Annotated in this window: 30 protein-coding genes; 6 read left to right on the forward strand and 24 right to left on the reverse strand. The window is 42.5% G+C overall.

Annotation, left to right across the window (positions count from 1 at the left end):
• The first annotated feature begins 53 nt into the window (after positions 1-53).
• Entirely contained in the window at positions 54-884 is an 831-nt protein-coding gene (comER, locus tag ACQKIC_RS06650; protein WP_402958376.1) for a late competence protein ComER, read from the forward strand.
• 112 nt (positions 885-996) lie between these two features.
• On the opposite strand, the gene ACQKIC_RS06655 is transcribed toward comER, so the two are convergent.
• From ACQKIC_RS06655 to ACQKIC_RS06690, 8 genes are read right to left on the reverse strand one after another with little or no spacing between them, the layout of a single operon-like run.
• Positions 997-1740: a class I SAM-dependent DNA methyltransferase gene (locus ACQKIC_RS06655; RefSeq protein WP_402986323.1), complete on the reverse strand. Its 744-nt coding sequence runs from the start codon at positions 1738-1740 to the stop codon at positions 997-999.
• Positions 1737-2093, reverse strand: a complete 357-nt coding sequence (gene rsfS / locus ACQKIC_RS06660; RefSeq protein WP_402869637.1) for a ribosome silencing factor — start codon at positions 2091-2093, stop codon at positions 1737-1739. Before rsfS ends, ACQKIC_RS06655 begins: the two co-directional genes overlap by 4 nt.
• Positions 2093-2665, reverse strand: a complete 573-nt coding sequence (gene yqeK, locus ACQKIC_RS06665) for a bis(5'-nucleosyl)-tetraphosphatase (symmetrical) YqeK (RefSeq protein WP_427590528.1) — start codon at positions 2663-2665, stop codon at positions 2093-2095. The genes rsfS and yqeK overlap by 1 nt, the downstream gene beginning before the upstream one ends.
• Positions 2655-3224: a nicotinate-nucleotide adenylyltransferase gene (locus ACQKIC_RS06670; RefSeq protein WP_402869641.1), complete on the reverse strand. Its 570-nt coding sequence runs from the start codon at positions 3222-3224 to the stop codon at positions 2655-2657. Before ACQKIC_RS06670 ends, yqeK begins: the two co-directional genes overlap by 11 nt.
• Before the next feature lie 16 nt (positions 3225-3240).
• Positions 3241-3531, reverse strand: a complete 291-nt coding sequence (gene yhbY, locus ACQKIC_RS06675) for a ribosome assembly RNA-binding protein YhbY (protein ID WP_402869643.1) — start codon at positions 3529-3531, stop codon at positions 3241-3243.
• A complete protein-coding gene (aroE, locus tag ACQKIC_RS06680) occupies positions 3525-4367 on the reverse strand; it encodes a shikimate dehydrogenase (RefSeq protein ID WP_402958370.1) in 843 nt (280 codons plus the stop codon). Before aroE ends, yhbY begins: the two co-directional genes overlap by 7 nt.
• A 20-nt stretch (positions 4368-4387) precedes the next feature.
• Positions 4388-5497 carry a ribosome biogenesis GTPase YqeH gene (gene yqeH, locus ACQKIC_RS06685; protein ID WP_402986327.1) on the reverse strand — a complete coding sequence of 370 codons (1110 nt, stop codon included), beginning with the start codon at positions 5495-5497 and terminating at the stop codon, positions 4388-4390.
• The gene (locus ACQKIC_RS06690; RefSeq protein ID WP_402869649.1) at positions 5494-6015 is read right to left on the reverse strand and encodes a YqeG family HAD IIIA-type phosphatase; all 522 of its coding nucleotides are present in this window, start codon (positions 6013-6015) and stop codon (positions 5494-5496) included. Before ACQKIC_RS06690 ends, yqeH begins: the two co-directional genes overlap by 4 nt.
• A 461-nt stretch (positions 6016-6476) precedes the next feature.
• On the opposite strand from ACQKIC_RS06690, the gene ACQKIC_RS06695 reads away from it, so the two are divergent.
• The gene (locus tag ACQKIC_RS06695) at positions 6477-6617 is read left to right on the forward strand and encodes a sporulation histidine kinase inhibitor Sda (protein ID WP_402869651.1); all 141 of its coding nucleotides are present in this window, start codon (positions 6477-6479) and stop codon (positions 6615-6617) included.
• 43 nt (positions 6618-6660) lie between these two features.
• Here ACQKIC_RS06695 and ACQKIC_RS06700 read toward each other — a convergent pair whose 3' ends face one another.
• On the reverse strand, positions 6661-7458 hold the full coding sequence (locus tag ACQKIC_RS06700) for a phosphatidylserine decarboxylase (RefSeq protein WP_402958365.1): 798 nt from the start codon (positions 7456-7458) through the stop codon (positions 6661-6663).
• Positions 7459-7592: 134 nt separating this feature from the next.
• Between ACQKIC_RS06700 and pssA the strand changes: the two genes are divergently transcribed.
• A complete protein-coding gene (gene pssA / locus ACQKIC_RS06705) occupies positions 7593-8132 on the forward strand; it encodes a CDP-diacylglycerol--serine O-phosphatidyltransferase (RefSeq protein ID WP_402958363.1) in 540 nt (179 codons plus the stop codon).
• 56 nt (positions 8133-8188) lie between these two features.
• Here the strand turns inward: pssA and ACQKIC_RS06710 are convergent, their stop codons facing one another.
• Positions 8189-9976, reverse strand: coding sequence for a M3 family oligoendopeptidase (locus ACQKIC_RS06710; RefSeq protein WP_427590530.1), 1788 nt, complete (start codon positions 9974-9976; stop codon positions 8189-8191).
• A 167-nt stretch (positions 9977-10143) separates the two neighbouring features.
• On the opposite strand from ACQKIC_RS06710, the gene ACQKIC_RS06715 reads away from it, so the two are divergent.
• A complete protein-coding gene (locus ACQKIC_RS06715) occupies positions 10144-10443 on the forward strand; it encodes a hypothetical protein (protein WP_427590531.1) in 300 nt (99 codons plus the stop codon).
• Positions 10444-10631: 188 nt separating this feature from the next.
• On the opposite strand, the gene sigK is transcribed toward ACQKIC_RS06715, so the two are convergent.
• Positions 10632-11363 (reverse strand): RNA polymerase sporulation sigma factor SigK, encoded by a 732-nt coding sequence (gene sigK / locus ACQKIC_RS06720; protein ID WP_402869661.1) that lies wholly within the window; start codon positions 11361-11363, stop codon positions 10632-10634.
• 331 nt (positions 11364-11694) lie between these two features.
• Between sigK and ACQKIC_RS06725 the strand changes: the two genes are divergently transcribed.
• Positions 11695-11889 carry a sporulation protein YjcZ gene (locus tag ACQKIC_RS06725; protein ID WP_402869663.1) on the forward strand — a complete coding sequence of 65 codons (195 nt, stop codon included), beginning with the start codon at positions 11695-11697 and terminating at the stop codon, positions 11887-11889.
• 388 nt (positions 11890-12277) lie between these two features.
• On the opposite strand, the gene ACQKIC_RS06730 is transcribed toward ACQKIC_RS06725, so the two are convergent.
• The 6 genes from ACQKIC_RS06730 to ACQKIC_RS06755 form a co-directional block, all read right to left on the reverse strand.
• Positions 12278-12418 carry a YrzI family small protein gene (locus ACQKIC_RS06730; RefSeq protein ID WP_402958356.1) on the reverse strand — a complete coding sequence of 47 codons (141 nt, stop codon included), beginning with the start codon at positions 12416-12418 and terminating at the stop codon, positions 12278-12280.
• A gap of 425 nt (positions 12419-12843) precedes the next feature.
• Positions 12844-13110: a YrhC family protein gene (locus tag ACQKIC_RS06735; RefSeq protein ID WP_427590532.1), complete on the reverse strand. Its 267-nt coding sequence runs from the start codon at positions 13108-13110 to the stop codon at positions 12844-12846.
• Between the two features lie 108 nt (positions 13111-13218).
• Entirely contained in the window at positions 13219-14355 is a 1137-nt protein-coding gene (locus tag ACQKIC_RS06740; RefSeq protein WP_427590533.1) for a bifunctional cystathionine gamma-lyase/homocysteine desulfhydrase, read from the reverse strand.
• A 1-nt stretch (position 14356) separates the two neighbouring features.
• Positions 14357-15280, reverse strand: coding sequence for a PLP-dependent cysteine synthase family protein (locus ACQKIC_RS06745; protein ID WP_402869671.1), 924 nt, complete (start codon positions 15278-15280; stop codon positions 14357-14359).
• Between the two features lie 105 nt (positions 15281-15385).
• Positions 15386-16081, reverse strand: a complete 696-nt coding sequence (mtnN, locus tag ACQKIC_RS06750) for a 5'-methylthioadenosine/S-adenosylhomocysteine nucleosidase (RefSeq protein ID WP_402869673.1) — start codon at positions 16079-16081, stop codon at positions 15386-15388.
• Between the two features lie 16 nt (positions 16082-16097).
• Positions 16098-16736: a class I SAM-dependent DNA methyltransferase gene (locus ACQKIC_RS06755; RefSeq protein WP_402958346.1), complete on the reverse strand. Its 639-nt coding sequence runs from the start codon at positions 16734-16736 to the stop codon at positions 16098-16100.
• Between the two features lie 137 nt (positions 16737-16873).
• On the opposite strand from ACQKIC_RS06755, the gene ACQKIC_RS06760 reads away from it, so the two are divergent.
• On the forward strand, positions 16874-17086 hold the full coding sequence (locus ACQKIC_RS06760; RefSeq protein ID WP_402958344.1) for a DUF2536 family protein: 213 nt from the start codon (positions 16874-16876) through the stop codon (positions 17084-17086).
• 41 nt (positions 17087-17127) lie between these two features.
• On the opposite strand, the gene ACQKIC_RS06765 is transcribed toward ACQKIC_RS06760, so the two are convergent.
• The 7 genes from ACQKIC_RS06765 to ACQKIC_RS06795 form a co-directional block, all read right to left on the reverse strand.
• A complete protein-coding gene (locus ACQKIC_RS06765) occupies positions 17128-17769 on the reverse strand; it encodes a YrrS family protein (protein WP_427590534.1) in 642 nt (213 codons plus the stop codon).
• An 86-nt stretch (positions 17770-17855) separates the two neighbouring features.
• Entirely contained in the window at positions 17856-19607 is a 1752-nt protein-coding gene (locus tag ACQKIC_RS06770) for a peptidoglycan D,D-transpeptidase FtsI family protein (RefSeq protein ID WP_427590535.1), read from the reverse strand.
• A gap of 92 nt (positions 19608-19699) precedes the next feature.
• On the reverse strand, positions 19700-20176 hold the full coding sequence (gene greA / locus ACQKIC_RS06775; RefSeq protein ID WP_402869683.1) for a transcription elongation factor GreA: 477 nt from the start codon (positions 20174-20176) through the stop codon (positions 19700-19702).
• Positions 20177-20454: 278 nt separating this feature from the next.
• Positions 20455-21093: a uridine kinase gene (gene udk, locus ACQKIC_RS06780; protein ID WP_402869685.1), complete on the reverse strand. Its 639-nt coding sequence runs from the start codon at positions 21091-21093 to the stop codon at positions 20455-20457.
• A gap of 1 nt (position 21094) precedes the next feature.
• Positions 21095-22366, reverse strand: a complete 1272-nt coding sequence (locus ACQKIC_RS06785) for a peptidase U32 family protein (protein ID WP_402869687.1) — start codon at positions 22364-22366, stop codon at positions 21095-21097.
• A 24-nt stretch (positions 22367-22390) separates the two neighbouring features.
• Positions 22391-23320 carry a peptidase U32 family protein gene (locus ACQKIC_RS06790; RefSeq protein WP_427590536.1) on the reverse strand — a complete coding sequence of 310 codons (930 nt, stop codon included), beginning with the start codon at positions 23318-23320 and terminating at the stop codon, positions 22391-22393.
• Positions 23307-23972 (reverse strand): O-methyltransferase, encoded by a 666-nt coding sequence (locus ACQKIC_RS06795; RefSeq protein WP_402869691.1) that lies wholly within the window; start codon positions 23970-23972, stop codon positions 23307-23309. Before ACQKIC_RS06795 ends, ACQKIC_RS06790 begins: the two co-directional genes overlap by 14 nt.
• Between the last annotated feature and the right edge of the window lie 98 nt (positions 23973-24070).

The following is a 24070-nucleotide window of genomic DNA, read 5'->3' on the forward strand; positions in this document are numbered from 1 at the left end:
AACAGCCATAGTGTTTATTGAGAAGTTGTGCTTCTTTGAAGGGAGTTGTAGTCATGAAGAAAATCGGTGTGATCGGTACCGGAAATATGGGGACGATTTTAATAGAATCGTGGCTTGAAGCGGAGGTATTGAAGCCAAAGGATTTAATCATTACCAATCGAACGCTTTCCAAAGCCTCAGTATTGAAGGAAAAGCATCCTGGCATCCAATTGGCGGCAAGTGCAGTTGAAGTCGTCCATCAAGCTGATTTTATCTTTCTCTGCGTAAAACCTTTACAAATCCATAGCCTATTGCAGGGCATCAAACATCATATAAAAAAGGAACAATTACTCATATCCATCACAAGCCCTCTCTCTGTCTCTCAGCTTGAAGCAGAAGTTAAGGGGCCATGCGCACGCTTTATTCCCAGCATAACGAACCGGGTCGGTTCAGGGGTATCGTTACTGAGCTTCAGTGAAACGTGCAGCAAGGAGATGCAGGAGTCGCTACAGAAGCTTGCCTCATCCATCTCAGAGCCAACCATCATCGATAATGACATCACCCGTGTCGCTTCTGACATAGTCAGCTGTGGCCCTGCATTCTTTAGCTATTTAGCACAGGCATTTATTGAAGGGGCGGTAGACACGACGAAAATCGATAAAAAAACGGCAACGATTTTAACGGAGAACATGTTGATAGGATTGGGGGAACTGCTGGGTAAAGGCATTTACACCTTACCGACCTTACAGGAAAAGGTGTGTGTAAAAGGCGGGATAACAGGTGAGGGAATCAAAGTTTTAGAAGCAGAAACCGGAGAGATGTTTCATCACCTTTTTCATGCAACACATGAAAAATTCGCAGAAGATCTTGAAGAAGTCGAAAAACAATTTGGCCATCCTTACTAACTATTCGAGAACCAAAATCAAAACTCCTTCCCAATAAAAAATAAAATAAGGGTCAGACCCCCTTTCGTGCATCGCCGTGCGAAAGGGGGTCTGACCCTTATTATTTCCCATATTATTTCCTGGCTACAAAAAGGATTCGTTCAGTTTCGTTAACGGGCGGTTTTTCTTCTAGGTCCGCCAGTATTTCGAGGGTTTCGAATCCTGCTTGCTGCAACCATTGTTTGTATTGTTGAATCGGATAGGTCCGCTGGTAATGTAATTCATCGAAACGGTCATATAAACCGCTTTGATCGTCCCTGACAAAAAAGCTAAGGTCATGCTCGACACTGTATGGTTCTTCCCCCGGGAAACTGTCCCAAATGTAGGAGACTTCTTCATCATTGACGGCAAACGTATTATTGTAAAAGATCTCTTCCATCTTATAAATCGAATGGACATCGAACATGAATAATCCGCCTTCCTTCAAATGATCATGAACCCGGCTGAAAGTTTTTACAATATCCGCTTCCTCGCGAAGGTAGTTCAGCGAATCACAAAAAATCGTGACACAGTCATATAGACCAAGCCCTTCAAGTTCTGCCATATCCTGCTGAAATAAAGGAATCGATAATCCTTGCTTCGCCGCTTTTTCATTGGCAACCATCAGCATTTCATCAGATAAGTCCACACCGGATACATCAAAACCATGCTGCGCCAGTTCAACGGTAATCTCACCGGTACCACAGGCCAAATCCAGTACTTTCTTTCCTTCTATCCCATATTGCTCTAGCTTCGCCGTCAGAATTAACAACCATTTTTCATAGGGAGCATCCTTCATTAATTCATCGTATACATAGGCAAAGCGTTCGTACGTCATTGAGTCAGTTCACCCTCAAGATCTTCGAAAGGTGCATCTCCCCATAGACGTTCAAGGTTATAATAGTTTCTTTCATCTTTATGGAAAACGTGTGCAACCACATCACCTAGGTCAACAAGTACCCATTTCGCTTCATCAAAACCTTCAAGGCGCTTAACATTGATGCCCGCTTCGTCCGCTTTGCTCTTCATTTCACGTGCGATGGCTTGTACTTGTTTTTCGGAATTACCATGACAAATCAAAAAGTAATCCGCCACCAAGGAAATTCCCTTCATATTTAAGGCAACGATATCTTCCGCTCTTTTATCGTCCGCCGCTTTTGCTGTAATTGTTAGAAGTTCACGTTCAGTCATTACATCTTCTCCTTCAAATTCATGATTAAATCATTATATGTCTTAAATGTATCAGGGTAAATGGCCTGATTTCTTTTCATTAAAAAGGCCACTGTATTTCGCAGAGCCTGTATGACAGCATGATCAAGGTTTTCCTTGGCTGTCTGCCTCACTTCATCGACCCCCGGGAAAGAACGCCCTGGTTCAATATAGTCGGAAAGATAGACGACCTTATCCAAAAGGCTCATTCCCACCCGGCCTGACGTGTGATAGGCGATTGCATCAAGTATTTCACGGTCGGTGATCCCGGCCTCTTTTTCTACCAGGTAAGCACCCACCGGGGCATGCCAAAGCTCCATATTGTATTCAAGTAGGTCCGGTGCCATTTTTTCAGAGATGATGATTTGCTCCATTTCCTCTTTTGGACGAAATTTTGCATAATCGTGAAAAATGGCTGCCAGTTCCGCCTTTTTGACGTCGGCACCATATCGTCCTGCAAGTTCAATCGCAGACTCGACCACGCCCAAAGTATGAATATATCTACGCTCGGTGATTTGTTTTCTGACAAGCGCTAATGCTTCCTCACGATTCATATAAGTCATTCCCTTTTATATACTTCACCACTGGATCGGCTAATAAGTATTTCACGGTTTTCCCTGTCCTTAACTTCCTTCGGATCATGGAGGAGGAGATGAACATCTGTGGGACTTGAACCATCGTAATAGGGTAGTCCGTTTTTTCGTTATAGCCCGGCCTTTTCACCCCGACAAAGTTCACAAGCTTGACTAGCTCGTCAATACGATGCCATTTAGGTAAATACTCGATCATATCCGCACCAATGATGAAAAAGAATTCTGTGTCAGGTTCACGCTCTTTCAGCAATTTCATTGTATCATGTGTATAGGATGTGCCTTTTCTTTCAATTTCAATACCTTCTATATAAAAAGAGGGATGCCCGGCTATAGCATCTTCAAGCATAGCCATCCTGTCCAAATCGGTAACTTCCTCCGTTTTTTCCTTATGGGGAGGAACATGATTGGGCATAAATCTGACTTCATCTAACTCTAGAGCATCTAGCACTTCATTAGCAATAATTAAATGTCCGATATGTGGAGGATTGAATGTACCGCCAAGAATTCCAATTTTTTTCATAAGATAGGTAGGTCCCTTACGGTAATTTAATTTGTTTGTTTTCTCTTGATTCTTTATATAATACGATTGTATTACCGATAATTTGAACCAATTCCGCTCTTGCACCTTTTGATAAAGCACGTCCTACTTCATTACGTTCCTCATCACAGTTTTGCAGAATGCTCACTTTAATCAATTCGCGTACTTCTAGCGCCTCACCAATTTGCTTGATGAGATTGTCATTGACCCCGCCTTTTCCAACTTGGAAAATTGGATTTAGATGATGGGCCTTTGAACGTAAAAATCTTTTCTGCTTTCCTGTTAACATGTGTTACCTCCTAGTTTGTTCAAGACAATATCTGTCATTCTTGTTGTGTCCGGCTTGATTCCGGTCCAAATCTCGAAAGCATACGCAGCTTGGTTGACGAACATGCCAAGTCCATTAAGCGTTACCGCACCTTTTTCCTTGGCTTCACGTAGAAACTGCGTTTGCAAAGGATTATAGATAATGTCACTGACAAATGCACCGGCCTTAAGCTGGTCTAACTTCATTGGGGATTGATCCAACTTCGGACTCATCCCGCAAGATGTTGTTTGGATGATCAAATCATATTGTGATAAGCTTTGTTCCGCCTCGTCAATCGTGAGCGCCTTTGATTCTTTATCATATGGGCAATCAGAAACAAGGTGGGCTGCCCGGTCCTTCGTCCGGTTCGCGATATCAACTTGCTTTACCCCTTCTTTAACAAGGGTAAAGTAAATGGCACGTGCAGCACCGCCCGCTCCGATCACTAACGTTTTTTTAGCCTTAATGTCACCTGATATTTCATCGCATAAAGATCTATAAAATCCTATTCCGTCTGTATTATACCCTATAAAGCGGCCTTTTTCGTTAAAAACTGTATTTACTGCCCCGATGGCAAGCGCCAATTCGTCTACCTCATCGAGTAGGGGAATGACTGGGGTCTTATGTGGAATCGTTATGTTAAACCCTGATACACCAAGGGCTTTCATGCCTTTTATCGCATCAGGCAAACTATCTGGTTTGACATGAAAATGATGATAAACGGCCTGTATATTTTCTTTTTCAAAAGCATCATTATGAATGTCCGGAGACATCGAATGAGCAATTGGATCCCCTATTACACCAAATATCTTCTTCATGGAATCCCTTCCCCTATGGATTAGATTAATGATTTACGGACGATTACGTTAACGCCTTTCGGTACATGCGCAACGACCTTTGCTCCTGGTTCATTGACTGTAACCCAGCCAAGACCTGAAAACACAATATCCATTTTACCTTCTTTTAAAGTAAACTCATGCGGAATCAATTTCGGGAATTCTTCCAATTGAGCCGGACGTGGAGGCGTCAGCATTTCTCCAGCATGATTCTTATATAATTCATCCGCTTTCTCCAATTTCGTACGGTGAATGTTCAATTCATTGGAAAGATAACATGTCAGTGAGCGTCTGCCTCCTGATACATAATCCAAACGAGCCAGTCCGCCAAAAAACAACGTTTGAGCTTCATTCAACTGATAAACCCTCGGTTTGATTTCCTTCTTCGGCATGATAACCTTGAAATCACGTGTATCAACATAGTGGGCCATTTGATGGTGGTTGATGATTCCTGGTGTATCAATCAAAGCTTGTCCGTCATCCAACGGGATCTCAATCATATCCAAAGTCGTTCCAGGGAAATGCGAAGTCGTGATGATATCCCCTTCACCGCTCACTTCTTTAATAAGGCGATTGATGAAAGTTGATTTCCCGACGTTCGTACAACCGACGACATATACGTCCTTACCATTCCGATATTTTTCTATCGCATCAGCCGCTTCAAGGATATGTTTTCCCTTTTCTGCACTGACAAGCAGGACATCGACTGGATTCAATCCCAATTCCTTCGAAGATTTCTTCATCCAATTAATCAGTTTATTCGGCTTTACCGATTTTGGAAGCAAGTCTACCTTGTTTCCAATCAATAGTACGTCATTATGTCCGACAAATCGGTGCAATCCAGGCAACCAACTTCCATTGAAATCGAAGATATCGACGATTTTAACAATCAAAGAATCGGTTTCTCCCACTTTATTCAAGATTTTCAAAAAGTCATCGTCCGTTAAAGAAACATCTTGAACCTCATTATAATGTTTTAATTTAAAGCAACGCTGACAAATGATGCTTTCTTTTTCCAGTGCGGATTGAGGGGCATAGCCCAATTCCTTGGGATGTTCTGACTGGACTGTCACACCGCACCCGATGCATACTAATTCTTGTTGGCTGTTCAATTGTGTTCCTCCCATTCTATCATTCCTTTTCGTTTAAAAAACGCCATGATCTTTCTTTCGAAATAGCGGTTAATTTTCGTTCTGAATTCATCCGTTTGTGCGACCGGTACGACGAGGATCGTATGGAATCCTCCCCTATTTCCTCCCAATACATCCGTCATCAGCTGATCTCCGATTACTACCGTCTCTTCCAACTTCAAGCCCATTGCCTTCCGTGCTTTATGGAAGGCTCTTGCCATCGGTTTTCTCGCCTGATGAATAAAGGGAATCTGAAGGGGGTCGGAAAAAGAACGAACGCGTTTCTCATTATTATTCGATACAATCGTCACTAAAATCCCGTGGGCCCGTAATTTATCGATCCAGATAATCAATTCAGGGGTAGCGGTGGGCCTATCCCACTCCACCAATGTATTATCTAAATCAGTGATCACTCCTTTTATTCCCTTTTCTTTCAACTTTTCAGGATCTATATCAAAAATGCTTTGAACATGTTCACTCGGCAAAAATAATTTAAGCATACTGACACCTCTGTATTTTCTTTGAAATTTACCGTCTCTATCATATCGAATTTTCGGCTTACTTTCAAAAAATTCGTGAAAGAAGGGCTAATCGTAAAGAAACATCATAATGTATGTTTTCTAATATGAAAAGGCATTTTTCAAACAAGCTAAAGAAATCGATAACTTGAATCCATGAGTCACCCTAAAAATTACCAATAGTTTTCGACAAATATTGCCTACAACCAACCTGTGGATAACTTTACTAACATTTTCCATACTGATATGTAACATCTCACTTACTTTGTAAACAACTTAACCACAGGTTATCCACTTTCGGTTGTGGATAACAGAACGATTGTTCTCCAAGTTTATTTCTGATACAGTAGGGGTACACCAAAGATGACTTAATAATATATGTCTAGAAATGCAAAGTATTCCTCGCATTCCAACTGGAGGTGGCAGCCGTAAATGGCGTTCTAATGCAAAAACTATCCGATGATTTGTTGCTTGAATCCTATTTTAAAGCAAGGAATTTAAAGCTGAGCTCTGATTTCATCCGTCTAATTGAAACAGAAATCCATCGAAGGTCCTTAACACATAGAATTCGCTCATTATTTTAATATGGGATACATAGGCTGACAAATCCTGTTAGCCTTTTTATTTTCATACCCCTTCTTGCTTGGCCGCCAAATGTCCAATCGTTTCACCGACCCTGACATCAGCAGGAACGGATAAGCTTTCGGCGAGTCTAAAGCGATCCTTTTCGAAGAGCAGAACGACGGTTGAACCGAAACTGAAATAAGAGAATTCCTGTCCTTTTTTCAATTGCCTTGAATCATCCGTTATGACGATGGAATTGATAAACATGGCGCCGACCTTGACCATGGTTATGCACCCTTCCTCACTTTGTAATTCTGTAATCGTACGATAATTTTTGGCCAAGGGCTCCTTACCATACTTCATCCCCCATTTATTGACAGGGTATGACTTTTTCCCAAGTGTCCACCTTTTGATTACAGAACCGGAAATGGGCGCATGAATCCTATGATAATGGCTCGGGCTTAAGTATAACACGAGATATTTACCGCCTAGGTATTTTTCTAGAAACAGAGCATCCCCCACCATTTCTTCCATAGAATATACCTTTCCCTTAACGACGATTTTTTTATCAGTACGAATTTCTCCCGCGTCCTCGAGAACGCCATCGACCGGACACGCCACCGCAGAGCTGTCGGTCGTAACCGGTCTCGTCCCCTGTTTTAGCTGCCTTGTAAATAAATCATGCAAATTCGTATAGGCATTCATGTCATTGTTGAACTCTTGTTGATCAAGGTTGAATTTTTTCACATATAGAGGAATCAAGGGCCTACTCCATCGTGATTGGCTGAACTGTTTTAATAGGCCTGAAGATACTCTTCCATTCGTGAGTTCTATAAGAATACGATAAAATGTTTGATACAACTATACCACTCCAACTTGTTAAAAAATTCAAAAAGCACTTGCATAAATTGCGTTCATTCCAATATTATTATATAATAAATACTTATGTTTACTATTCTTTACTTTATTTTGCTTTTTTTGAAGGGAGGGAAAAGATGTTTTTATTACATGCCCTAGATCAAACCATAAAAAAATTGAAAACCCAAACAGCCAATATTATAACTCTAATGAACTTATCCCTCGGTGGATTTGCCATAATAGCCGTGATACACGACCAATTAAATCTTAGCTTGCTTTTAATTTTCCTGGCTGCCCTAGCAGATCGATTTGATGGTATGGTTGCGAGGAAGTTTAACATTGAATCGGAATTAGGTAAAGAGCTTGATTCCATGTGTGATATTATTTCTTTTGGAGTCGCACCCGCTCTACTATTATACCAAGGAATATTAATAGAATTCGGTGCGCCAGGAACATTTTTAACTGTTTTTTATATTGGTTGCGGAGCATACCGCCTTGCACGCTTCAATATAAGTGAGAATAATGGATATTTTACCGGCGTACCGATTACCGTCGTTGGCTGCGTGGCCACACTTAGCTACCTGGCGATCCCTTATTTACACCCGGTCTTTTTCTTATTTCTTATGATTCTATTATCTTTACTTATGATCAGTCCATTTAAATTGAGAAAAGTTTAATTGCTGAAGGAAGCGGGCGCCCTATTCGGGCACCCTTTTTTTTGCAATTTTCCGCTTCATGCCTTTCGAACAAGTGGATCCGTCAAATGCATAAATTCCTCAACATCCTGCATACAGGTAGAAACCGCTTCTTGCCAAAAACCTCGTGTGGTTATATCGACACCCAAATGCTTCTTAGCCAAGGATTCCACATTCATCGAACCTGTATCCTGAAGCAGGGCGATATACTTCTCTTCGAATCCAGCAGGTTCATTCAGAGCTTTCGCATAGATACCTAACGAAAATAGGTAACCGAATGTGTACGGGAAATTATAAAATGGAACATCGGTGATATAAAAGTGAAGCTTCGAGGCCCAGAATGTCGGGTGATACTCATCTAACGCATCCCCATATGCCTCTTTCTGAGCATCGACCATCAGCTCATTTAAACGCTCAGCACTTATATATCCTTGTTTTCTTTCCTCATAAAACCTAGATTCAAATAGAAAACGGGCATGGATATTCATTAATAACGACACGGAGCGCTGAATTTTATCTTCTAGAAGAATCAGCTTCTCCTCCTCACTGGATGCTTCTTTCAAAGCTGCATCCGCTACGACCATCTCAGCGAATGTAGACGCTGTTTCAGCCACGTTCATGGCATATGAGCGGTTTAATGGATGGATATTCCCCATCACATGGGAATGGAAGGCATGTCCCAACTCATGGGCCAATGTCGATACATTCGAAGGCGTTCCCGAATAGGTCATAAATATCCGGGATTGATGATCCAGTGGGAAGCCTGTACAAAAACCGCCTGGTCTCTTGCCTGGCCTATCCTCTGCTTCAATCCAGCTGTCTTTGAATGCCTTTTGGGTGAAATCCGCCAATTGACTTCCGAATTTCGAGAATTGTCCGATAATGAAGTCTGCCCCTTCTTCATACTCCATTAATTTCGATGTGGCCGTAACAGCAATAGGTGCATCCAAGTCAGCCCAACTCAGTTTCCCCACTTCGAGCATTTCAGCCTTTCTATGCAAAAACCGCACAAGTGGTTCTTTATTGTCAGCTATGACCTGCCACATGCTTTCAAGCGTCTCTTTCTTCATCCTGCAGATCTCCAGAGGTTCCTTCAAAATATCGTTCCAGCCCCTTTTTTCATTCACGCTGATCCGAAAGCCCGCCAAATGATTCAAGGTCCTTGCAAATAGTTCACCCTTTTCTTCCCATGCACGTTCCCAAGCTGTAAATAATTCGTTTCTGACACGTTGGTCCGGACTGGAAAATTTATTTGCCGCCTGACCGATAGAAAGCTCTTCCCCTTTAAACGGAACCGTCATCGAACCGACGAGCGTATCATACATTTGGCTCCATCCTTCAAATCCGTCCATGGACAGCTGGGTGATCAGCGACTCTTCTTGGACCGAAAGTTTCTCTTTAGCACGATCTCGACGCTCATTCAATATATAGGCCAGTTCATCCAACGGTTCTTTCTTGAGGACATTCTCGAACCAATCATCATTGAACTGGACCAGTTTTTCATCCAGTCTGCTTAAAGTGACTTTCAAGGACGCTTCTACCTTCATCAGTTTGACCCTTAACTGACCTGCTTTTTTATCCTGAACATTTTGGGCCTCAAGGCAACCGATAAAAGCCCCTGCCTGTTCCATTTTCATTTTGGTGACTTTGTAAAGATCAAGAGCCTTGATCAAAGTCTTCTCACTACCCTCTGAATTCAACAGACACACAGCTTGATCCAATTCCGTCACTTCTTGTTTGATTTCATCCATTAGGAGCAGAAATTCCGCTGAAGAGCTTCCCCCTTTAAAAAAGACATCCAAATCCCACGTTAAAGAATATCCCATATATAATTCCCTCCTTATTATCAACAACACCATTATAGAGGGTCCATCCATTTTTTCCTATTCATAAGGGGGATTTAGTAGGTTTTTGTCTAATTATTTTCCCGCTTTCCATTTTATAAGCATGATATGATTGATGTACGTATTAATCGAAAAGTTGGTGGTCCTTTTTGAAGTTCATTATCCACTTTTCAGTCATTGCCCTTCTCCTCTGGACATTGCTCCATTCCTACCAGCAGCATACTCCATTGACCCTTGAAGAGGACCATGACGTACACCTTTTGAAGAAAGTCGAGAACGAGAAGAAGTTTGCACTGATACCTTACTTGAAAGTCAGCTTAATCCTCATCGTTTTGCTAATGAAAGAATCATGGATATTCCGATTCCTTTATTTCCTCTCCGCCTTCCGCCGACGTTTTTTCAATCCTGTCTTTTATCAGGCGAATTACATAGCTTCTCTCACTCACTGATTTTACAAAAAAAATCGAGGAGTGATGGATATGTGGTTCCGCCTAATCATGATTGGAATCTTTTCGTTAACTGCATCACGTCTATTTCTGTTCCAGGGCATTGAAATCTACCATGCCTTTGCAGACCTGATTCGCAATAAATAAAAAACGAAGAGAGTGCGGAAGCAAGAATCCGCACTCTCTTCGTTTTACATCCCATTATCTTTGGCCTTCTTTTCCTTCTCTTTCTCCGCACGATAAAATTCATGGAACATCTTCATCAAGGCACGCTTTTCAATTCTTGATACATAGCTACGAGATATGCCCAGTTCTTTAGCAATCTCTCTTTGCGTCTTCTCTTTCTTTAAATCTAGTCCAAACCTTCCAACGATGACTTCCTTTTCACGCTCATCCAAAACACCAATATACTTCTTCACTTTTTCTATTTCCATATTAAGCTGAATCGTGTCAATGACATCCTCTGATTCTGATTTCAATACATCAATTAAACTGATTTCATTTCCTTCTTTATCTTGACCGATTGGATCATGCAGGGAAATATCCTTTTTCGTTTTTTTTGTTGCACGTAAATGCATCAGGATTTCATTTTCAATACAACGTGCTGCGTAAGTGGCAAGCTTCGTGCCTTTACCGTCGGAATAGCTTTCAATAGCCTTTATCAATCCAATGGTCCCGATTGATATCAGATCTTCAGTATCTTCACCGGTATTCTCGAATTTCTTGACGATATGGGCCACTAGCCTAAGATTATGCTCGATGAGAATATTACGGGCTTCCCCATCCCCTTCACTCATAAGCTTCAGATACTTCTTCTCATCTTGTGAAGATAATGGCTGGGGAAAAGCATTATTTTTCACATAGGAAACTAATAAGTAAAATTCCTTGATGAGATAACCGACTGCAGTAAGTATTCCAGGCATTGGTTTCATCCTCCCGCCTCATTGGGTGTTTCCTTATCCATACCTATGCGATTGTGGGCTTGTTCTTGTCTGTACCACAAAAAGAAATCCTCCGCTTGGTTCATTACGTTGCTAGAGAGTCTCTACATACACGGATATTCTCTGGAATATCCATGTTTTTAGGATTCAAGGATTGATGGACCTTTCTAAAAGATGCCCAGAAAATCACCTAAGCGATTAACAGAAAATATGGGAGGGAAATCATTCAAGAAAACTCCTTTTAAAATCCCAATCAAACATAGACAAACTTACATATAATGATAGGGAATTTAAGCGGAAGGGAGGGATTTGTATGGGATACGGCTATGGACCATACGGATATAATTACGGTGCTCCATGCCCAGCACCTTGTTATGGCGGAGGTGGATTCGGTCTTGGAATCGCCTTGATCGTCGTCCTCGTCATCTTACTGTTGTTATTCGGATTCTGGTTCATTCCTGGTGGATTCGGATTCGGGGGCTGCGGAGGACCGGGGCCATGCTGTTAAAATAGAAAAAACTCGGCCAAGTGCCGAGTTTTTTCTATTTTACATAATCCATGATGCTGTGCAGCGGTTTATCGGCATCGACAGAAACATTTACAGCGATTACTGTTCCAATGACAGTCGTAATAACCAGTACCATTACGATTGAGAACATTCTGAATCACTCCTTATAATTGAACCTATCTTCAATTTACCACGTTTAGGTGATTACCGACCGCTGCTATTTTGAACACTTTTCATACAATCCATGGCGATACTGTGAAGATTGCCTTACATTCGTTAGCCGGTATCCTTCTCCTGCCAGTAGCAACACTTTTCCCCTTTTATAATGGCCCATTTAATCATCTTGATCTCCACCTTTCATTTTAATATTTCTTACGTGCATTTTAGATTAGAAAAAAGGACGATGCCTCATTGCTTTATCTAGGTGCTGCTCACGTAATTTCCTGATTCGATCTTCTTGCAAACATTCCTCAGCAGTCATTTTCCTCATTTTGATCGTGATTGTAAAAAACAGCATATTCAGTGTCATAATATCACCTCCTTTAAGGGGGCGGCTTACCAAAAAGGCATAAAAAGGCCGCAGAAAGTTCCTTCCTCCTGCGGGATTTTTAAAAATATAAAAAGGCCGCAGGGTAAAAGGATTCTCCCTGCGGCCATTATGTCTGAATGATTAATAAAGCCCATTTGCTTTAAGAATATTCCGCATGGCACAGGTCGAATAGTATATGATTGTTTGTTGGCGCGATCCAGCTAATCAGCTTAATGTTGCTTTCAAGTAGATATGTTCTCATCTTCTTCGACCTCCTTTGGAATATTATTTGGTAAGTATATCCAATAATCAACGTTTTGTAAATAGACTTTTTGTAATTTTTAGAAATTTTTTTCTGTTCCAGAACATAAGGTAATAAAAAAAGCCTGATTCCCCAGTTACACTAAGGAGATCAGGCTTGATTGCTATTGTTGTAAAAAATCTTGGTCATCGCTTTCGTCCAAGATTTTTTTATATTTTTTGGATATAAGGAAAAAGAGGATGGACAAACCGAGGAAGAGTACAGTCGCTCCCATATAGACATTGGTGGAAAGGTCCGTTTTTCCGGTTGTAGGCAGTATCGTTCCTAAATAAAAGAACGCTCCTACACATAATAAGGTGATCGCAAATTGTTTAAAATCCGCCATTTTGGAACGTAGAGCAGACGCCGTTTGATTTTTACGGTTTTTCATCCCATTCACCCCTTCTTTCTTCTAGTAAACAATCTATATCTCATTCTACCATATTAATTCCAAATGGTTGGGTGTAAATAATGGGAGGAAGCTGTGTGGATGATGGTTCTATCCTTCTAGCGCCTGTTCTAGATCTTCCAAGAGGTCTTCCACATCTTCAAGCCCTACGGATATTCGGATTAATCCATCCGTGATGCCTAAGGTTGCGCGTCGTTCGGCTGGAATCGAGGCATGAGTCATCAAGGCCGGAACCGAAATGAGGCTCTCCACTGCCCCAAGGCTTTCGGCAAGGGTGAAGTATTTCACTTTTTGAAGCACCCGTTCTGCCTTTGCACCACTGCCGACATCGAATGAGACCATGCCACCAAAACCCCGGGATTGCTTTTTGGCAATTTCATGGTTGGGATGATTGACGAGGCCTGGATAATACACCTTTGAAATCGATTCATGCCCGGTCAGGAAACGGACAATTGCCAAGGTGTTCCTTTCGTGTTCCTCCATTCGGATGCCGAGTGTCTTCATTCCGCGCATCAACAACCAGGAATCTTGAGGCCCCAGCACGCCTCCTGTGGAGTTCTGGACAAAGTGAAGGTCTTCCCCTAGTTTTTCATCATTCACGACGGCAAGACCAGCCACAACGTCACTGTGGCCCCCGAGATACTTCGTTGCACTATGGAGAACGATATCTGCCCCGAGCGTAAGCGGATTTTGCCAATATGGAGTACTGAACGTATTATCCACAATGGTTAGCAGGTGGTGTGCCTTCGCTATTTTAGCTATTTCTTCTAGATTGGTGATTTTCAATAGAGGATTCGTCGGGGATTCAATGAACAGCGCTTTTGTATTCTGCTTGATTCCTTTTTCTATAGAGTCCATATCACTTGTATCGATAAAGGTGGCCTCTAGCCCAAAACGGTTCAGGATTTTTGTCATCACCCGAAAAGACCCACCATATACGTCATCAGTCAGTAAGATATGATCCCCTTGATTAAAGAGCATCATCACAGCCGTCATTGCCGCCATTCCGGAACCGAAGGCAAATCCCCGTTTTCCCCCTTCAAGCTCCTTGATCAATTCCTCGAGAGCATGCCGGGTCGGATTGCCGGTACGGGAGTACTCATAGCCCCTGTGCTTTCCAGGCCCATCCTGTTTGTATGTGCTTACCTGATAGATTGGCACCGATACGGCCCCTGTTTTTTGATCGCCAAAAATGCCTCCATGAATCAATTGCGTCTTCTTCCTCACTTCATAGGCCTCCCCGATAAATATTTTTGCTTAAATAACGCTCGCTGGAATCCGGAAAAACGACGACGATATTTGTACCTGCCCGGGCCTTTTCCGCTTCCATCAAGGCCGCGGCAAACGCAGCACCAGAGGAACTCCCGACGAGCAGTCCTTCTTTCAAGGCTAATTCTTTCACCTTGGCAAAGGCCTCTTGATCGCTTATCGTATGAATCTGATTAAAATACGCCTCATCCATGTACGCGGGTAAAAACTCCATGCCGATTCCTTCCGTTTTATGGGGTCCCGTTTTCCCGCCGTTTAAGATGGATCCCTCCGGTTCGACGATGACGGTTTTGACTGCAGGGTTTTGTTCTTTTAAATATCGGGATGTCCCCATGAAGGTTCCTCCAGTTCCCGCACCGGCAACAAATACATCGATCCTGCCATTGAGCTGCTCCCAAATTTCCGGACCAAGTGTTTTATAATATGTCTCCGGATTCGAGGGATTGGCAAACTGTTGAGGACAGTATGCACCAGGAATTTCGGCAAGAAGTTCCTTTGATTTGGCAATGGCTCCTTTCATACCGTCTTCAGTGGGGGTTTGCACAACTTTTGCCCCAAGAGCACGCATCAGCTCCTGCTTCTCGCTACTGAATTGCTCCGGTACACAAAAAACCACATCGACACCCTGGTTAATCGCTGCCAAGGCTAAACCTATCCCTGTATTTCCAGCGGTCGGTTCGATAATGGTCCCACCTCTTTTTAATGCTCCCGTGGCAAACGCTTGCTTCAAAAGTTCTTGGCCAAGACGATCCTTCACGCTTCCCCCAGGATTGAGGAATTCCAATTTAGCATAAATCCGGACATCATTCGGAATCGTGAAAGAAGTGATTTCCATCATGGGCGTCTTGCCAATCAAATCATGTATGTTGTGAATGACCTTCATAGTGGACATCCTCTCTAAGTTTTCTTAGAAGCTTAGTTGGTTTAAAGGTGGAGATAAAGAATAATCAGCGGAATGGCTTCCGCTGATCACTAGCTGTTTTGTGGCTTATTTCATTTTTTCAACCATTTTCAGAATCAGTTCTGCTGAATGAAGCGCCGCCGTTTCCAGGAATTGATCAAAGGAAACATTGGACTCCTTGCCAGCGATATCCGAAAGCGAGCGAATAATAACAAACGGTGTCTGGAATTGATGTGCAACCTGAGCGATTGCTGCCGCTTCCATTTCTACCGCATATAAATTAGAGAATTTACCTCTGACGAATTCGACACGAACCGGATCATTCATGAACGAATCACCCGTCACGATCAATCCTTTTGCCACTTGGATATCTTTAATTTCTTTAGCCGCTTCTTCTGCTATTGTGAATAGCTTTTCATCCGGGATGAAAGCAGCAGGCAGTTGTGGCACTTGACCATATTCATAGCCAAAAATCGTTACATCCACATCATGATGGCGCACTTCAGTTGAAATGACGACATCGCCGACATTCAAATCAGGGTGATATCCACCTGCAGATCCCGTATTAATGACTGCATCCGGTTTGAACTTTTCCAAAAGGATTGCGGTCGACATGGCCGCATTCACTTTTCCGATTCCTGATTTAAGCAAAATGACATCGATTCCATTCAATGACCCTGTATTGAATTCCGAACCGGCAATCGTCACCTGTTCCAGCCCTTCCAATTTATCGCGTAAAATCGTAACTTCTTCTTCCATTGCTCCGATTATGGCTACCTTCATTAGTAAAAACCTCTTCCTATATTTTTTCCGCCTCCATAATCCAAACAAATGAGTTGCAACGCTCAAAATTCACAGTGAACCCATGTTTTACAAGCACTTTTTCCAAAAAAGGAATCGTCGTGTAATATTCTGTTTGCAAATCCTTCGCCAAATTATGAAAGCCTGCATCCTCTGCATCCCGAATCGCTTGATCATGCGCTTCTTTTGATTGATACATGGTATCCGCAAACACTATTCTACCACCAGCATTCAGTAACTTTCCATAGTTGGCAATGGCTTTTTCTTTTTCTTCATCCGTTAAATGGTGAAAAGCATACGTACTAACGATTGAATCGACCTGTTTCGGCATCGGAAAGTCGATGAAATCACCATCCACGATTTCCGTTTTATCCTGTAACTTTCTGATTGCTATTTCTCTCATGGCTGGAGATGGTTCGATCCCAGATACCGTGAGACCGGCTTTTATCATCCGTTCCGTCAAGTTCCCCGTTCCCACCCCAAACTCCAATACATGGCCATGGGACCGGCTCGCGACACTATCCAATATTTTGTCATAGTGCTTAAAAACCTCTTGATATTCAATATCCTGTCCCTTGACGGATTCATCATACGATTTAGACCATTCATCAAATAGTTCCAAAAACTCTCTGCCCATATTAATCACCTTTTTATGAGAAATAATCATACCTATGAACAGAATATGAGAGTAAACAAAAACGGTTCGCATTTTTTAGGCAGTTTCACCAGATTTGATGGTACACTAACACTATCAAAACCTTGGAGGAATATAGTATGGATTTTCAACTTGATTTAAATTTATTCGAAGATAAAATTGAATTTTTCGAAGCGGAAAGCATCAAGAGCCTAGAAGAAAAGATCCAATCCCAAATCGAGATCAACAAAGCGATCTTGCTACAGGTGCACTCCGTATCACACCAAATGTATGTTAGTGAAGAAGGACGCCGCTTCTATAGCGCCGTCGTCCATTTTAAAGCGAAAAAATGAAAAAAATCCCGGAAAGCCATCGCTTTTCGGGATTTTCATGCTTACTTTTTATCATTCACTTTCAATTCTTCGACTTTGACTGGTCTCCATCCAGAACCGTCCACCCACTCGATATGTACACGATACGTTTGTGATTCGTTTCCATCTGAAACAGTGCCTATGGCCGTACTCGGAGATCCACCGTTTTGTAACCACCATAACTTCATGCTGCCTTCGTCCACACCAGCTCCAAGGGCAATCGCCTTACGCATTTCATTCCAGTCAACCGAACCTTTTTCGAAGCTTGTCGTATGTTCACCCGATTGCTCTGTACCAACCGGTTTCCAGCCCTCACTCGTATAAGCCTTCTCGACATTGCCATCTCCGCTTGCCTCCACTTCTACAAGCTCAGCATCCTTGTCCTTTTCTTCCTCAGTCGTATCTGTCGCTTCTGAATCTTCCTCAGCCGCTTCTTCTTCCTCGACTCCTGGTGCATCTTCTTTTTTCTCTGTTTTCTCAGCTTTCTTCTGTTGTTTTTCAGTGGTTTGTTTCGGCTCGGTTGTCGCTTTTTCCGTGGAATCGTCATCACTAAGGAAAATCGTGGCTGCCACAATGACAATGAGAATGGATACGATGGTAATCGCGATATTATAAATTTTATTTAATTTTCGTTTTTGATCTCTCTGATTGAATCTAGAACTCAAGGTCCATTCCTCCCTACCTTTACTTTCAGCCTCATTCTATCATGATTCAGCTGGAGATAGAAGGGGAAGGTTTCCTACACTTTTCGTCAATTCTCGCGTATATTCTGGTCCTTGCTATATAGAACATTTACAATATCTGAAAATAAAGGGGTCATGCTGGAACTACTTTCATTTGTTTCAAAATTCACCGTGACCAGAGCATATTTGGGATTTTCATACGGAAAATAACCAGCAAACCATTTATTGAGCTCCCCTTTTTCAATGTTAGTCTGTGCAGTCCCCGATTTCCCTGCGACCTCAACAGGAAGGTTCTTTAGAGAAGCCCCCGTCCCTTTCACTTCCGTGACCACCTTTCGTAAAAGTTGTTGCAATTTCATCGCCGTATAAGGCTTCACTGTATCTCCCGCCATCGTTTGTGTAGGAAAGTCGACTACTGTCGTGCCGTTGTCGAATTCTACCTTCGAAACAGCTTTGACCTGTTCTTTCTTCCCCCCTCTTGCAATGGTCGCCATCATATTGGCAATGGCAAGTGGTGTGGTTTGGACATCCTGTTGACCAATGGATGTCTTGGCAATCATTTTCGGATCCTTTTTCAATTGTTCATCATGCCATACCTTTCCTTTTTGTTCATGATACAACTGGGTGACGGCCGTATGATAAACATCCCCCTGCCATCCGGATTGACCAACCAACCCCAACATTTCAGCATATTTATCCAAAAAGTCCGGATCCTTTACGGCAATTTCCTTTGATAACTCGGCAAATGTCCTGTTACAGCTCTGGGCAAAGCTATTCTCAAAATTCAGCCTGCCTAGCTCCCTCTGTTTATCGGCTTCCCCTTCAATCGTTTTATCACAGTCAAACGTTCTAGTCGGGCTCGCAGCCTCGTAATCAATGACAGCTGCTGCCGTTACCGTTTTAAAAACGGATCCAGGCGTTTTTTGAGTGAGCATCGTATTGATGGCACCTTCGCCATTGGGGTCCTTTTTATTAAGGGCGGGGCGGGATACCATGGCCACGATTTCACTTTTTTCAATATCAATCAGCACTAGTCCACCTTTTTTAATCCCGCGCTCATCCACGAGTTTCTCGGCTTCTTCTTGAATGTTCTTATCGATGGTCGTGATCACTTTGACGGGATAAAGAGGGTTGGCTGGTTCCACGTATTTTACGTCCACGCCAAACATCGGACCCCCACTGGCATCGACATGAAATACAAGCTTTGATTCCCCATCGGAAAGCAAGAACTCGTCAAATGTCCTTTGTAAACCCGTATTGCCAATTTTCGTATCTGCAGAAAGCTGCATATCCGGGTAGCGCTTTTTCTTTTCGGCATCCGATATATTCGTTGTACCAATCAATTGTGCGGCGGGTATTTGATCATGATATAGCTTTTCGTTCACCGCAAATACGCCAGGGATTTTCAATTCATTGATTGCCTTGGACTGATCCAAGGTTAGCTCGATCGGGTCATCCCCACCAAAAACAAAGGGATCTTTCGCTTCTGCGATCGACTGTCTCAGTTCCCATTCCGTCCTGCCGATTATGGAGGCGACTTGATCTATAGGCCAGTTCATCTTATTTAAAAACGGAAACAAAACAAGTGTCGGGATTTCTTCATGGGCAAGTGGAATGCCATTTCGGTCGTAAAACTTCCCCCGTCCGTCGTCAATCTTTAAAATTTGCGAGCGTTGGTTTACACTTGCTTCTATTAAATTCACATCATGCTTGGAAAAGGATTCTGTAGACACTAGTTGGATATAAGCTATTCGGCCAATGAGCATCAGCATGAACATAGCCAAGACAACTGCAAGTATCCTCATTCGTTTCTTTTTCATATAGAAACACCTCGTTACCATTGTTGACGAGGTTCGGATTTTTAAACACTAAAAAGAGGATGCCCTCATGGACATCCTCCTGGAAAACGCTATTAGCTAATAGAAACGATTTTGACGCTCATTTCGCCGCCTGGCGTTAGGATTGATACTTTGTCGCCAACTTTTTTCCCAATCAAGCTTTTGGCAATGGGAGAATCATTCGAGATCTTGCCTTCGAATGGATCTGCTTCAACGCTACCCACGATGGAATACGTTTCTTCATCACCATTTGGAAGTTCTATGAATGTTACAGACTTACCAAGAGTTACTGTATCTGTATTCAAATCATTGTCTTCAATGATTTTAGCATTACGAATCATGTTTTCGATGGTAGTGATACGACCTTCAACAAATGCTTGCTCTTCTTTTGCAGAATCATACTCAGAGTTCTCTGAAAGATCGCCAAAACTACGGGCGATTTTGATTCTTTCCACCACTTCTTTACGTTTAACCGACTTTAAATGTTCTAGTTCCTGTTCTAACTTCGCTTTACCTTCGTTAGTCATTGGATATACTTTTTCAATTGCCAAAACCCTTCACTCCTTCAAATTCTTCACAGCTGACATCCCGCCGTGACCAGTTTATGTACTCTATAAGTGCTTACCCGAAAAAAAATATATATAATCACATGCCACTACGGAACAACCGTCCCTTAGTATATAAACCGACTGCATTAAGCAGCCGGTTCGTTCTGTATCAAGAATAGATTATTGTGTTTTCCAACATTTGTCCAGTCTTTCCCTATAAATAATTGGGATTTTTATATATATGAGGTAAAATGGCACCTATCATTATTTATGCTATGTTATTACAAAAAAGACTTTTGTTCAAGGATTGTTTGTATTTTTGTTACCATGAGGTCAATTGCCACATGGTTTTGCCCACCTTCAGGAATGATGATATCGGCATATCGTTTCGTCGGTTCGATGAACTGATTATGCATCGGGCGAACGACGCTGATATATTGATCGATGACAGAATCCAAGGAACGGCCACGCTCTTTAATATCACGAGTCATACGTCGAAGGATTCGCAAATCTGCATCTGTATCCACATAGAGCTTCATATCCATCAAGTCTCTTAGGCGTTGGTCTTCCAATACCAAGATTCCTTCAAGAATGATGACGTCTTGTGGTTCAACCGTTATGATTTCATCTGACCGCGTATGGTTCGCGTAATCATAAACCGGTTTCTGAATCGTTTCATATTTCAATAATGCATTGATGTGTTCAATCAATAAGTCATTATCGAATGCAAACGGATGATCATAATTCGTTTTCAAGCGTTCCTCAAACGGCAAGTGGCTTTGATCTTTATAATAATAATCTTGTTCGAGCATCAAGATGGAATGTCCATTGAAGAATTCAAAAATTGAGCGTGTTACACTTGTTTTACCTGATCCCGACCCACCGGTAACTCCGATGACTACTGGTTTTTTCCTTGTCATGTTAATTCTCCTTACGCATCATATTGTTCACATATACCGGCTTATCTACTTGAATGCGGACAATTTGAAGCGGATGACGTGCTGCGTCCAACTCTTTACCCATTTCATCCCAGATAATGCCGATTTTTTGAGTAAAGTTCTCAATCTCGGGTCCGAAGAATTCCACTTCATCACCAGGCTTGAAGAAGTTACGCTGCTGTAAGGTAGCAATTTGAGTTTCCTCATTATAATCAAGTACCAATCCAGCGAAGTCAAAGCGAGTCTTTACGGTATGATTCCCGAACATTTGTTGTTTATACCCAGGGATTTCCCCCTCCATGAACGATGAAGCCGTCTCACGATTTGCACATTTATCAAGCTCTTCCAACCATTCAGGTTGAATCTCGTAATGATCCGGATCTGCGCAATACGCATCAATCACTTTACGGTAGACACTGATTACCGTTGCGATGTAGTGAATGGATTTCATCCGGCCTTCGACTTTTAAACTATCAATCCCAATTTCAATCATGCCTGGCAAGGATTCGATCAACTTCAAATCTTTCGGACTCATCGCGAATGGTGCATCTTCTTTATCGAATAACGCTTTCTCCCCATCCTGATTCAATTCGTACAAGTCATAATCCCAACGGCAAGACTGACAGCATCCTCCCCGGTTGGAGTCACGTGCCGTCATATGGTTGGAAAGTGTGCAACGGCCTGAATAGGCAATACACATTGCCCCATGTATGAAGGTTTCAATTTCGATGTCGACTTTTTCCTTCATTTCACGGATTTCATCAGCACTCGTCTCACGAGCTAGCACGACACGCTCCAGACCTTCTTCTTTCCAATACTGGACAGCCTTCCAGTTCGTAAGCGATTGTTGCGTGCTCAGATGAATTTCTACTTCCGGAGCCACACGCTTACACGTTTCGATGATCAATGGATCTGCCACGATAATTCCATGAATCCCCGTATCACGAAGGCCTTCCATATATTCTTCAAGACCATCGATATTTTCATTATGGGCATAGATATTCGTAGTCACATATATTTTCGCACCATACTTTTTAGCGAACTCGACGCCTTCCTTCATTTCTTCAAACGTGAAGTTTCCGGCATTCGAACGGAGACCATATTCCTGTCCACCAATGAATACGGCATCTGCGCCATAATGGACAGCGATTTTTAGTTTTTCCAGATTACCAGCAGGAGCCAGCAATTCAGGTTTTTTTACAATGACTCTCTTTCCATCAACTATCTTGGAAATTTTATCAGCAATAGCATTCAAGGCTATTCCTCCTCTTTCCCTTACTTAATAAACCGATTCTTTAAAGAAGAATCCGGTATCTAACTCACGGTTATCAGGTTGAATCGCTTGGATTTTTTCGAACAATTCCATTTTGACATCCTCATAGCGATCTGGATCATCCGCACATAAATCTATCGCCTCACGGTATAATCTTGTGACGGCCACAATGTATTCGGGCGTTTTCAGGACCCCATCGATTTTCAGGGAATCCATTTCCGCTTCCATCAATTCCTGAAGTTCATCAATCATGCACATATCATTCGGACTCATGATATGTGTACCGTTTTCATCTTCATATATCGGGTATTTATTTTCACGTTCCGTATCATGCAGGAACATATTCTTTTGTTCTGTTCGGTTTCCGACTTCCAACGCCTTGCCTTGGTATTCGAAATAGTTGCCAAGTAGCGTACGCTTCGACTGGAACATACATGTCATGCCGTGAACTTGAACTTCAATTTCAACTTCGGCATGCTCCTTCATTTCGATGATTTCGTCCAAGCTGATTTCACGGGCTGCAACGGCCCGCACCGCTCCGCGTTTCCCCCAGTAATTACAAGTGTACCAGTTGGTAACCGTCATCTCTGCGTTCCAATGTAATGGCATATCAGGGGCAACAGCCCTTACAGCCATCAGGACTGCGGGGTCACCGTAGATGATCCGGTCAGCTCCTGCTTCTTGTAGGAAAGCTATATAGTCTTCAAGCTCGTCCACTTTATCATTATGAAAGATTGCATTCATGGACACGTATACTTTTTTACCTGCAGTATGCGCCATTTCAATTGCCTTCTTAACGTCCACACGAGTGAACTCCCCCGCTAAACGAAGCGCATAACGCTGCTCACCGATTACAAATGCATCAGCACCCGCTTTGATCAGTTCAGCTAGATGTGCGATATTTATCGGAGTCACCAGTAATTCAGGCTTTTTCATGTTTGTCACCTCTATGTTTACTAATAGCTACACCATCACCAATCGGTAAAATCACGGTATCGTAATGAGGATGGTCATGCAGCCAGATATTAAAGTCTTTTATTTTTCTAATAAGCGCTCGCTTACGTCTCGTCATTTCCATCTCTTCGATGTTTTCAGCAACCAAGCCTTTAAATAATACATTATCAGTAATGATTATGCCAGCTTCATTCAGGAAAGGTTCGAACAGCTCAAAGAAACGCTTGTACTGTCCTTTCGCTGCATCCACAAAGATGATGTCGAACGGGCCATGATCCTTCACGTGAGGCCCTGCTTCTAGTGCATCGCCTTCTATGAGTGTGATTCGCTCCGAAAGACCAGACTTGGCTATGTTCGCCTTCGCCTGTTCAATACGCGCTTCATTCCGTTCCAGCGTGACAATACGCACATCCGGTAAGGTTTCTGCCATTCTAATCGCCGAATATCCGATTGCTGCGCCCACTTCCAATATGGCCTTCGGTTGGTGAAGCCTCAAAATCTGTAGCAGCACCTCTATTCCTTCAGGCTCCATGATCGGTACATTATGTTCCCTTGCAAAATCCTCTAGCTCCTTAATCAATCCGGTACGTTCCGGAAGTAAGTCGTGAAGATATTGGTCTATTTTTCCGTTCAAGACATTTCCTCCAATGATAAAAAAAACGAAAGCGTCTTGGCCGGCTCTCAATGAAATTCCGCATCATATACAAAACGAACTAGAACCAGCATCACTTG

The sequence above is a fragment of the Peribacillus sp. NPDC046944 genome (assembly GCF_050272735.1).
In the GTDB taxonomy this organism is placed as follows: Bacteria; Bacillota; Bacilli; order Bacillales; family DSM-1321; genus Peribacillus.